Origin of the sequence: Candidatus Desulfatibia sp. (assembly GCF_036446775.1) — a bacterium.
Lineage (GTDB): Bacteria > Desulfobacterota > Desulfobacteria > Desulfobacterales > UBA11574 > Desulfatibia_A.
In genome coordinates this window covers 1-11,382 of record NZ_JAZFTO010000023.1, presented here as the reverse complement: position 1 = coordinate 11,382, position 11,382 = coordinate 1, and the positions used below count along the sequence as shown (strand labels likewise).

The 11,382-nt window shown below is 47.5% G+C and carries 11 protein-coding genes; 3 read left to right on the top strand and 8 right to left on the bottom strand.

Annotation, left to right across the window (positions count from 1 at the left end):
* The 3 genes from V3S16_RS01065 to galE form a co-directional block, all read left to right on the top strand.
* Nucleotides 1–366: cobalamin-dependent protein (locus V3S16_RS01065; RefSeq protein ID WP_413882824.1), on the top strand; the 366-nt coding region annotated here is incomplete at its 5' end.
* A gap of 244 nt (nt 367–610) precedes the next feature.
* Nucleotides 611–2,299: a nucleotide sugar dehydrogenase gene (locus tag V3S16_RS01060; RefSeq protein ID WP_413882823.1), complete on the top strand. Its 1,689-nt coding sequence runs from the start codon at nt 611–613 to the stop codon at nt 2,297–2,299.
* Between the two features lie 15 nt (nt 2,300–2,314).
* Nucleotides 2,315–3,307, top strand: a complete 993-nt coding sequence (galE, locus tag V3S16_RS01055; protein ID WP_413882822.1) for a UDP-glucose 4-epimerase GalE — start codon at nt 2,315–2,317, stop codon at nt 3,305–3,307.
* Between the two features lie 19 nt (nt 3,308–3,326).
* On the opposite strand, the gene V3S16_RS01050 is transcribed toward galE, so the two are convergent.
* From V3S16_RS01050 to V3S16_RS01015, 8 genes are all read right to left on the bottom strand, one after another.
* Nucleotides 3,327–5,042, bottom strand: coding sequence for a bifunctional sulfate adenylyltransferase/adenylylsulfate kinase (locus tag V3S16_RS01050; RefSeq protein WP_413882821.1), 1,716 nt, complete (start codon nt 5,040–5,042; stop codon nt 3,327–3,329).
* Between the two features lie 59 nt (nt 5,043–5,101).
* Nucleotides 5,102–5,902, bottom strand: a complete 801-nt coding sequence (locus V3S16_RS01045) for a hypothetical protein (RefSeq protein ID WP_413882820.1) — start codon at nt 5,900–5,902, stop codon at nt 5,102–5,104.
* Nucleotides 5,899–7,683: an AAA family ATPase gene (locus V3S16_RS01040; protein WP_413882819.1), complete on the bottom strand. Its 1,785-nt coding sequence runs from the start codon at nt 7,681–7,683 to the stop codon at nt 5,899–5,901. The genes V3S16_RS01045 and V3S16_RS01040 overlap by 4 nt, the downstream gene beginning before the upstream one ends.
* A 12-nt stretch (nt 7,684–7,695) precedes the next feature.
* Nucleotides 7,696–9,246: a 2,3-bisphosphoglycerate-independent phosphoglycerate mutase gene (gpmI, locus tag V3S16_RS01035; protein ID WP_413882818.1), complete on the bottom strand. Its 1,551-nt coding sequence runs from the start codon at nt 9,244–9,246 to the stop codon at nt 7,696–7,698.
* A gap of 29 nt (nt 9,247–9,275) precedes the next feature.
* A complete protein-coding gene (locus V3S16_RS01030) occupies nt 9,276–9,803 on the bottom strand; it encodes an AAA family ATPase (protein ID WP_413882817.1) in 528 nt (175 codons plus the stop codon).
* Between the two features lie 128 nt (nt 9,804–9,931).
* Nucleotides 9,932–10,102, bottom strand: a complete 171-nt coding sequence (locus tag V3S16_RS01025) for a hypothetical protein (RefSeq protein ID WP_413882816.1) — start codon at nt 10,100–10,102, stop codon at nt 9,932–9,934.
* Nucleotides 10,103–10,369, bottom strand: a complete 267-nt coding sequence (locus V3S16_RS01020; protein WP_413882815.1) for a hypothetical protein — start codon at nt 10,367–10,369, stop codon at nt 10,103–10,105.
* Between the two features lie 167 nt (nt 10,370–10,536).
* Nucleotides 10,537–11,382, bottom strand: an 846-nt coding sequence (locus V3S16_RS01015) for an HD-GYP domain-containing protein (protein ID WP_413882814.1), incomplete at its 5' end; no start/stop codon positions are given.

The following is an 11,382-nucleotide window of genomic DNA, read 5'->3' as shown; positions in this document are numbered from 1 at the left end:
AAGATGGGCCAGGACGGCCACGACCGGGGAATCAAGGTGATCGCCACGGCCTTTGCAGATTTAGGGTTTGACGTGGATATCGGTCCCATGTTCCAGACTCCGGAAGAAGCGGCCCAGATGGCGGTGGAAAACGATGTACATGTGGTCGGGGTGTCCAGCCTGGCCGCCGGTCACAGAGCCCTGGTTCCCCAACTGGTCGATGCGCTTAAAGCAAAAGGCGGGGAAGAGATCCAGGTGGTGGTCGGCGGGGTCATTCCGCCGGCCGATTATGATGTCCTGCTCAATGCCGGCGCCAAAGCCGTTTTCGGGCCCGGTTCCGTTGTAACCGATTCGGCCAACAAAGTCCTGAATTTGTTAAGTGCTTAAAGGTTCAGAGGTTCAGAGGTTCAAGGGTTCAAAGGTTCAGGATTCAGAGGTTAACCCAGAACGCAGAACTCTGAACCTGGAACCAATCAGTTTAGAACACAGATGACACGGATTTTATATTATTTTATCTGTATCTGTGTAGATCCGTTTTAATCTGTGTTATCCGCGTTCCATTGAACCCGGAACGCAGAACCCGGAACGCAGAACGCAGAACGCAGAACCCAGAACCGATAAAGGAGCAACTATGCCCAATTTACAATCCAGCGGTAAAGATGAAAACGCTAATCAGAATGTACATTCTTTAACCTCCGTCTGTCCGTTAGGGGAAGCCTTTCCGCTGCCGGAAGATAAAGACTTTCAAGAAGAATTCGTCCGTTTACAGAGCCTTGTCGAGGAACAGCGCCTTAAGGGGCGAGAAATCGTGGTGGTCATGGGTGTCGGCTTTGTCGGTGCTGTGATGGCAGGGGTTGTTGCCGATTCAGTTGATAAGGAGAAGGGGGAACCCACAAAATTCGTTATCGGGATGCAGCGCCCCTCGACAAGATCTTACTGGAAAATTCCGTATCTCAACCGCGGCCTTGCTCCCGTAGAAGCGGAGGATCCGGAAGTGGCACCAATGATTTACCGCTGTGTCAAAGAAAAGAGAACTTTAACAGCCAGTTTCACCTATGACGCTCTGACACTTGCTGATGTGGTGGTTGTGGATGTGCAGTGTGATTACAACAAAGAAGCTATTGGGGATGTTAAGCAGGGCAATGCCGACATCGCCGACCTGGAAAACAGCCTGAAAATTATTGGTGAAAAGATCAACCCTGAGTGCCTGGTACTGATTGAAACTACGGTACCGCCAGGAACAACCGAGTATGTGGCTTATCCCATTATCAAAAAAGCGTTTGAAAAGCGCGGCCTCCAGGATGCGGAACCACTGTTGGCCCATTCGTTTGAACGCGTCATGCCGGGGCGGGAGTACGTGGCGTCCATTCGCGATTTTTGGCGTGTATGCAGCGGTGCCAATGCAACAGCCCGTGAGCGCGTTATAGCATTCCTTTCTGATGTTTTAAACGTGGATGAATTTCCTCTCACAGTACTAGACCGGCCCATTGAAAGTGAAACCTGCAAGATTGTGGAAAACTCATACCGTGCCACAATTCTTGCTTTTATGCATGAGTGGAGCCTGTTTTCCGAACGCAACGGGGTGGACCTGATTAAAGTCATTGAAGCTATTAAAGTGCGGCCGACGCATTCCAATATTATCTTCCCGGGGCCCGGTATCGGAGGCTACTGTCTGCCCAAAGACGGTGGTTTGGGTGTCTGGGCATATCATACCCTCATGGGATTTGAAGACGATATTTTCAAGATAACACCGGCAGCCATTGATATTAACGATACCCGTGGCTTGCGGGCCGCCCAGCTGGTGCGCGATGCCCTGAGGAATATGGGAAAGATTGTCGCGGCTTCCAGGATCGTCGTTCTGGGAGTCTCTTATCGGGAAGATGTAGGCGATACCCGTTACAGCGGCTCGGAAATCGTAGTCCGAAAATTAGCGGAGATGGGAGCGGAAATGGTCGTCCACGACCCCTATGTCCGTCATTGGTGGGAGCTTGAAAAACAGGATACCTATCCCGCGGCTGGCCGCTCCATGGCAAGGTTTTTCAGAAACCAGGAGAATCTCAGTAATATCATTGTGCATAAAGATCTTCAAAAAACCCTAAGGTTTGCCGATGCAGTGGTTCTGGCGGTCAGGCACCAGGAGTACCTGGAACTTAATCCTGATGATATTGTGGCAATGACAGGACGGCCGGCGGCAATCATCGACTGCTTCGGCTTGCTTGATGATCAAAAGATCCGTCGTTACTTTGAGCTTGGCTGTGAAGTCAAAGGACTGGGCCGCGGACATGTAAAACGGATCAAAGATGAAGTCAGAAATACTTAAGGAGTCCATTGAGAGATGAAAAATATTCTGGTTGTTGGGGGTGCGGGTTACATTGGCTCCTACATGTGTAAATATCTGGCAAAAAACGGATATCATCCTATTGTTTTAGACAACCTTGTTTACGGCCACCGGCAGGCAGTAAAATGGGGGCTGTTTATAGCAGGCTCAATGGCTGATGCCAAGTTGCTGGATCGAATATTTAAAGAGCATCCGATAGCTGCTGTCATGCATTTTGCAGCTTTTTGTTACGTAGGAGAGTCGGTTGAGGATCCCGGAAAATACTATCAAAATAATGTTGCGGCAACAATTACCTTACTTGAAGCAATGGTAGAGAATAATATTCACCACTTTATCTTTTCCTCCTCATGTGCCGTTTATGGCGAACCAGTAGAAATTCCTATAACGGAACAGCATCCGTACAGCCCAATTAATCCGTATGGCAGAAGTAAATTAATGGTTGAGCAGATTCTGGAAGATTTCAGAGCGGCATACGGGCTGGAGTATGTTGCTCTGCGTTATTTTAACGCTGCCGGTGCTGATCCGGAGGGTGAAATAGGAGAGGAGCACGATCCGGAGACTCATCTTATTCCGCTTGTGCTTAAAACCGCTTTAGGGCAGCGGGAAACAATAAACATTTTTGGAAATGACTATGCCACGAAAGATGGAACCTGCATCCGGGATTATATTCATATAGATGATTTGGCTCAGGCTCATCTCCTGGCCCTGGATAGACTGCTGAGCGGTTTGCCGGGAGGGCAATATAACCTTGGAAACGGCAATGGGTATTCGGTCAAAGAAGTTATCGAGGTTGCCCGGGATATTACAAGCAAACAAATTCCAGCAAAGATTGTGGAAAGACGGCCGGGTGATCCGGCGGTACTCATAGGTTCAAGCGAAAAGGCCTTTAAAGAACTTGGATGGAAACCACAATTTGCAGATCTCAACGCTATCGTCGCAACAGCCTGGCAGTGGCATAAAACCCATCCCAATGGTTTTGACACCTTCTGACTAGTTTTCGCTTTCTTTTCTATAGATAACCTTTCTGCCCTAACAACAGCAGGATTTCCTGGGCGGCCTCATCGGGCGTCAGATCGGTAGTGTCGATGCGCAATTCAGGGGATTTCGGAATTTCATAAGGATCATCCACACCGGTAAAATCTTTGATAAGTCCGGCCCGGGCTTTGGCGTACATCCCTTTGCGGTCTCTTTTTTCGCAAACTTCTATCGGAGTTGAGATGTGCAGTTCGAAAAACCCGCCGTAGTTTTCAATGGTTTTCCGAATTTCTTGACGGGTTTCATTGTAGGGCGCAATGGGGGCACAGATGGCAATGCCGCGGTTCTTGGTGATTTCACTGGCCACAAATCCGATACGGCGCACGTTGATATCCCGGTGCTCTTTGGAGAACTTCAGCAGGTTAGAAAGATGCTGCCGTACAATGTCGCCGTCCAGCAGAGTGACCGGGCGGTCCCCTATCTCCAGGAAACGAGCATATAGAACTTTGGCAATCGTCGACTTTCCGGCTCCTGAAAGGCCGGTCAGAAAAATGGTAAAGCCCTGCTGACGGGGGGATGGATATGCTTTGCGAAGCTCCGCCACCACTTCAGGGAAAGTGGCCCATTCCGGTATCCGCCGTCCGGCCCTGAGTCTATCCCGAATATCGGAACTCGAAAAAGAAATCGTCTGGGTCCCTGCGGGAACCTGGTCCGCGGGACGGTACTCATCTTCAAACGGCAAATAAACCAGCTCTTCGAAAGGAACAACGGTCACGTCGATTTCTTGACTGTATTCTTCGGCAAGTTTACGGGCCTCATCGCTCTTATAAAAGGGATTGCCGCCGGCATCAGGCTCCGGGCTGGCGTGGTTACTCCCCACAATGAAATGGGTGCATCCGTAATTCTTTGCAATAATCATATGTAGCAGTGCATCCCGGGGGCCGGCCAGCCGCATGGAAAGCGGCAACAGATTCAGCACAAAAGAATCCGGCGGATAATGGCGGGTCACTGCACGATAACACCTGACGCGCGTATAGTGGTCGAAATCGCCCGGTTTTGTCATTCCCACAATCGGAAGCAGCAGCAGGTTCGTTTTGGTCTGCCGCATAGCCCTGATCGTCATTTCAAAATGCAGTCGCTGGATAGGGTGGCGGGTCTGAAATCCAACTACCCTCTGCCATCCGAGTTTATCGTAAATATTCCGAACCTCCTGCGGGGACATGCGCAGCTGCTTAAAGTCAAAGTGCAGCGGCAGACTCAGCCCTTCCAGTTTGCCCCCGACGTAATGCTCACCTTCATTTTTAAACAGGTAACGAACCCCTTGATGCGCCCGATCGTTAGTCCCGTAAATCCGGGATGCCTCTTTCTGGTGATCCACCGGCCAGATGTCTTCAATATGCATAACTCCCAGCAGAAACCCTTCAGGATCCCTTAAAGTGGCCGACTGGCCGACCTCAAGGGGCCTTGCCTGGATATCGGGGAGGCCGAGGCAAACCGGCAGGGGCCATAAAACTCCGCTTTGCAGCCGCATGCGATCCAGTACCGATTCATAATCAGAGCGGGTCATGAACCCCTCCAGCGGCGAAAAGGCGCCGGTTGCAAGCATTTCAAAATCACACAGCTGGCGATCGTTCAAGGTAATATCCGGCAGGTTGAGGGAAATATCTTTTAGCAAAGCGCTTCGCTTTTGATCCACCAGCAAACTCACCAGCGAACCGCCGTGGGGCTCAACCAATGACGCCTTTTTCATGTTAAAATCCTCCCATAACTATCGATTTAATATTGCATGATAAAATAAAAAGGAAAAGATCATCGCGGTCTGAATATTAATTTCCACATCTCTTGGTCCTGTCGAAGAATGACATCATCTGTATTTATCCGTATCACAATATAGCTGCCGACCCTATCACCCTGGTGCACAATACTGTTGTTGATCACCGCCAGACGTTTTTCCGAATTTTCAGACCAGGAGATAGCCTGGAGCTTCATATTCGCATTATTTAGCATTTTGGCATTTAATGTCCCATCGGGTTTGGACAATTCCGAAATTATAGGAGTGGAAGCATCTGCAGCCGGCTGTGCATCTCGGTCAGGGGGGAAACTTGACAAGGATTTTGAAGTTTCTATTACAGCCTGCGGTTTTGCAGGCTGCCGCAATGAAACCGCAGAAGTTTTAACGGCTGGTCTCAGTGCTTTAGCCGGCTTGCTTGAACGTAAAACTTCGTTTGTTTTCTTTGCAGGCTGCGAGCTTGGCAAAATTTGGTTTTCCGTCCGCTTGATATTTCCCACTGGAGTTGATGATGAAGGAGTCTGTGCTTTGTTTTGCAGGGAAGGTGCCGGTATCACGGCGCCAGTCTGTTGTTTTTCGGGAAGTAGGGGTGCAGCGCTTTTTTCAAAATAATCAGCTTTAAAGACTATGGCTGCACTTACGGCAAATGCCAGCAGAACTGCGGCGGAAATAACATACCTTTGTCGATACGTTGTCAAGCTTTCTTTGAGGCGATCAAAAAAGGCTTCTTTTTCATCAATGTCTTTGAGCCAAGGTTGATCATATCCTGAAGATGGATATTCGTTTTCAAGTTTCTTGAGTGCTTTGAGAATGGAACTCAATTTTTATGTCCGCCCAGGTGTGGAAGTTTTAGTGATCTTTTTTGGTTGTACAAAGCGATTTTAGTCATGGGTCCCACAACCCCGTCAACCGGCAGGTCATACGCGGCCTGAAATTTGGTGATTGCTTTGCGGGTTTCTTCATCATATTCCGGGCTCAGTTCAATATCGCTGAATCCGATTTCCTTTAGCAGCAGTTTTAGGGTAATGATGGACTCTCCGGTAGCATCCCCGGGAATTGTACCGGTTAAAGCAAAGTAATTTTTCCAAGGAATATAGGCAATCCCCGACCAATGGGTCCTTAACTCATGCGGCGATGAGATGATCACATCATTGTCTCTCGTATTCTTAAGCGAAAGCTTTTCCCCTTCATTTTTAAACAAAACAAGATAGGCGGGAATCGTGCTTGCAGTCGTATGAAATTGCAAGATTGCCGGGAGATTCAATTTCAAAACCAGCTCAAGATCGCTTTCAACACGGTAAACGGCAAATCCGTTCTGTTTGGCCGCCAGTAGAAAAAATGAGAAATCATCCGCCGTATCTTCCAAATACAGGGTCGCATCAGCATTAACATCCCAAAGGTCCATGGCCGCCTTAAAGGCCTCTCCTCTGACAGCACGGTGTGATTCGATTTTAAGAAAATCCTTTAAACCGATCTCAGTATCGGCTCCATGCTCCAGGTTTCCGGAGCTAAGCTCCAGCATCTTCTTCTCTGCTTGTTCCACGTTTTCGAGGCCGAGCACCGGTTGCCTGTCCGACTCAGTTTCAACACGGTTGGCCGGCTGGGCGGCTTGGTGGAAAACAGCTTGCTGAGAGGCTTCTTTGACTTTAATACTTTGGACATTTTGGTTTTCTATACGCTTGGAACCGCCGATAATTCCGAAAGCATACAATGTAATCAGTAAAGCTGCAAAAAGCACGCAAGCGATTGCAGCCATCGTCTTTTTGCTGATATCCAAATCAAAGTGTTTGTCCCTATCGCGACCGCCGAGTTCTTTGACGGCGATAGCGGCAATTTTGCTGCTGATGTTTTTCTGGTCATGGCCGTAGGCGGTAAGGAGGGCGCGATCACAGGCAATGTTGATCAAACGGGGTATCCCGCGTGAATATCGGTAAACTCTCCGGACGGCTTCCCGAGAAAACATCGTTATCTGTTTTCCGGAAGCGATACTGAGGCGGTGTTTGATATAATCCTCAGTCTCTTTGTATGTCAGCGGCTGAAGGCGGCAGCTTAATGTTATGCGCTGGCTAAGCTGCCTGAGATCGTGAGAGCCGAGGAATGTAGCCAGTTCCGGCTGTCCTACCAGAACGATTTGTAAAAGCTTGCTCTGCGTGGTTTCAAGATTGGAAATCAGTCGAACTTGTTCCAGCACATCCCGGGTCAAGTTTTGGGCCTCATCAATGAGGAGGAGTACGTCTTTGCCTTGGGCCTTTTTTTCGATCAGAAAGTTGTTCAGAGCGTCCATAAGCTCTTTGGTGGTATTACCCGCTGAAGGGATTCCGAACTCAGCATTGATGGCTCTGATAAACTCTTGCGGATCAAGGACAGGGTTGAAGATAAAAGCTACTTCCGCGTTTCCGTCCAGATGTTCAAGAAATGCACGGCAAAGTGTGGTTTTGCCCGTGCCCACTTCTCCGGTCAGCTCCACGAAACCGTCCCCGGCACTGACGGCATAAACAAGATGCGCCATGGCTTCCTGGTGGCTTTTGCTCAGGAATAGATAGGCCGGATTTGGTACGAGCTTAAACGGTCTTTCTTTGAATCCGAAAAAATGATTGTACATTTTTCAAAGGTCTCAAACAATTAGATTCTGGGCGGTCATTTCCTCCGGTATATCCAGCCCGAGCAAGAACAGAACTGTAGGGGCGATGTCAGCAAGCTTGCCGCGCGGTAGAAGCGACTTTCCCTTTGAATCGCCGGCGATGTAAATCAACTCGACGGGATTGAGGGTATGGCTGGTTTTGTTCATGTGGGTCTGATAGTCGATCATTTGTTCGGAGTTGCCATGGTCAGCGGTTATGAGGATGTGCGCATCTAGTTCGAGCAGACGATCGACAATCTTCCCAACACATGCGTCCACAACTTCGATTGCTTTTTTAGCAGCCTCAATATCCCCTGTATGGCCAACCATGTCGCCGTTGGCATAGTTCACAACTATAAACCGGTATGGGTTGTCCCGGAGACGCTTGAGGAGTTCGTTGGTGACGTTATATGCCTCCATTTCGGGGTGGCTGGCAAAGGTGGCCGGATCGAAGCGACCGGGGACGTCGACCTGGTCCTCGTTCTCATATGGTGTTGTGGTCTTGCCGTTGAAAAAGCTGGTTACATGCCTGAATTTTTGTGTTTCGGCAATGCGCAGCTGCCGTAGGCCTGCCCTGGAAATGACCTCGCCGAGCAGGTTCTCCATGCCGCCGGCAGCATCCATTGCTTCCAGCATATATTCTGAAAACTCATCCCAGTAGCGCGTCAGTCCGACATAGGTCACGGTCGGTTTGGTTTTAAGTTTTCCGGGGTAATTTGGGCCGATAAACGCCATGGATAGCTGGATCGCGCGGTCCTGGCGGTAATTAGTGTGCAGAATACAGTCGCCGTCCCTGACACCCTCATAGTTGCTCAATACATGCGGGTAAATATATTCATCAAACATTTCCACGCCGTCCGGGGTTTTGTCATGCGTATACGACTTCCTAACCGCAGTCTCGTAATCAGGGATCTTGCGTCCCTGGCAAGCAACAATACAATCATAGGCGGTATCAGTAAGTCTCCAGTTGCGAGAGCGGTCCATACCATAATAACGGCCCATTAACGTACCGATGGTGCAGCCGCCGACTTTTTCCATCACCTGTTTTAACCTGGCAAGGTATTCCAGGCAGCTGCGCGGTGGTGTGTCGCGTCCGTCCAGAAAAGGGTGGATGATGATAGGGCCCGGTGGATATTCTTGCCGTGCCCGGCGCATAATTTTGAAAAGATGCTCTTGATGGGCATGTACACCTTCGTCCTGAAGAAGGCCTAAAAGGTGCAGACGGCTCTGTTTTTCCTTCCAATTGACTACAAGGTTTTGCCACTTCTCTGCCTTAAAAAGCTCGCCAGTGCGCATCCCGTCGTCAATGCGCTTGAGTTCCTGAATGACGATCCGCCCGGCGCCCATGTTGAGGTGCCCCACTTCGGACGAACCCTGATAGCCGTCCGGAAGTCCCACAGGTTCACCAGCACAATCCAAAAGCGTCCACGGATAACTGTCTTTGTAAAGGTCTATATTAGTGGTTTTGGCGGCGAGCACGGCGTTGCCCTCTTTAATTTCACTATACCCCCACCCGTCGCGAATTATTAAACATACAGGCCGCATGATTTTTCCTTTTATGGATGGAAACTAGTTCAGCATAGATGGTTTAATATATAGTCAATACGTTCCTCTACGGACAGCAGTGGAACGTGGACAACACTGTAACCCAGCATTTGATAGCTTTCTGTTAAGAGGCGATCCAGTCTGGCTGCGATCTTATCATCTTCCGAGCGCACCCGATCTTTTTCAAGTTTAAGTCTGTTAAAGGAAAAAATTTTTTTGTATTGGGTCAGTTTGCTCTTCTCTGTGGGATAATCCGGGCTTAATCCTTCCAAGATATAATACGCGATACTGTCAGGCACTCCCCGATCAAGAAAAACAAGCGCATCATCCGGAAGTGATTTTTCAATGGCAAGCTTTGTATCTATAATATGACGTTCAAACGATAATATATCGGCCTTGATTTGGGCGATATCTTTCCCCTTTTGCAATTCTTCATCGATAAATGCACGGGCAACTTCATGAACAACCCGGTACCCGAGTTGTTCAAGCCCGCCTATAACAGCGCTTTTGCCGGAACACGGCGCTCCGGTTATGACATACCAGTTGGTAGTGCGCATGAAGATACTTTTTGAAATAAAATCGTTTTACGATTTTATTACAGGAAAAAATTGTGGATTACCACCTTTAATTTTAAAACCTAAAAGGAAGGATTTTCAGTTTTAAGAAAAACGGTTCAGCCAAGGCTTTAATAAAAGGTAAAAGATGCGAAATATAGGTTTTCAATGGGCTTGTCTGTATGTTTATTTATTATTTTTAAATACGCCTTTCTGATGGCTGCAAAATCTCTCTGTTTAACCCATTCTTCCATCTTTCCTTGTTCAATCTGTACTAAAAAATCATCTTTTATCTGTTTCATTTATCGCTTCAGATCCCTGCGTTGTTCCATATTTTCGTACGGAATGGCCATTTCGAATTTTAATATATTGTGCCCGCCGATATTTGAGATAACCGTGCTTTTCACATAGCGGAGATATGCATTTTTCGTTTTGGTTTTTGTTGGATTCAATGATAATTTTGATATAACAATTTCTGTTTTATAGCGATTCAGAATTACTGCACCTAAAACCAGCAATCCGACGACGAGGATCGCTATAAAGCTCTTAAAATAAACATTGTTACCCACAACTTCCCTCCATTTCTTCAAATTTGAGTCTGATTTATGAATGGGGCAAAAAGGGGACGCTTTTCAAGGGCTTTGCGTCCCCACCTTTCGGTCGGTTTGCTCTTCAGCTAAACAAATAGATACTTATTTATTTTATCGGCGTTTTATTTACAAAATTTAGTTTTTTTTTAAATCAAGCTATGGGCGAACTGTTCGAATTTTTTAAAATCGAACTTATTTGCGATAACATCTTCTTTGATTATTTTTAAAGCTTTCAGCGGGTCCAGGGCACTTCTGTAAGGGCGGTCATCATTGGTCAAGGCTTCATAACAATCAATAATACCTATGATTTGAGCAAATTTCGGCAAATTACTTTTACCGTTGGGATAACCTTTGCCATCTGTCTTTTCATGGTGGTCTAAAGCGACAAACTTTATCCTCTTGTCGCTGAATTGACATTTATCCAGGATATTGAAACCAATAATGGTGTGCTTTTTCATCTCTTCGAATTCTTGGGCGGATAATTTTCGTGCAGCTTGGAGGATTTCAGGATTTATTTTGGTTTTGCCGACATCATGCAGCAGAGCCGCTAAACCGAACATTTTCATCTCTTGATGGCCAAATCCGACATTAGCGGCAAATCCCAGTGCAAACGCCATAACATTGATAGAATGCAAAACGGTGGTATAATCTTTGGAAGATACTTTCCACAAATTCTCTATGACTTGCGTCTCTTTGGAATAATCACTTATAAGAATGTCGATGGTATCTGAGACACCTTCAAGACTCCCGCTGCGAGGCTCGGCTAAGGTTTCTTCCATCATAGTCACCAGGGTCTCTTTAATTTGCTCTGGGCTGCCTGATTGGATGTTTTTTGTTAATTTCTTATTGAAGCCCTTTTGGGCTTCCTGAAGCCCTCTTAATTTGTCCTTTTGCAGAATATACAACTTATCAGGATGCCTGGCCTCGTTAAGACGCATATCACCGAGAGTCATACCCGCCGGCTTATAAAGAACGAAACCTTTATCCGCTTT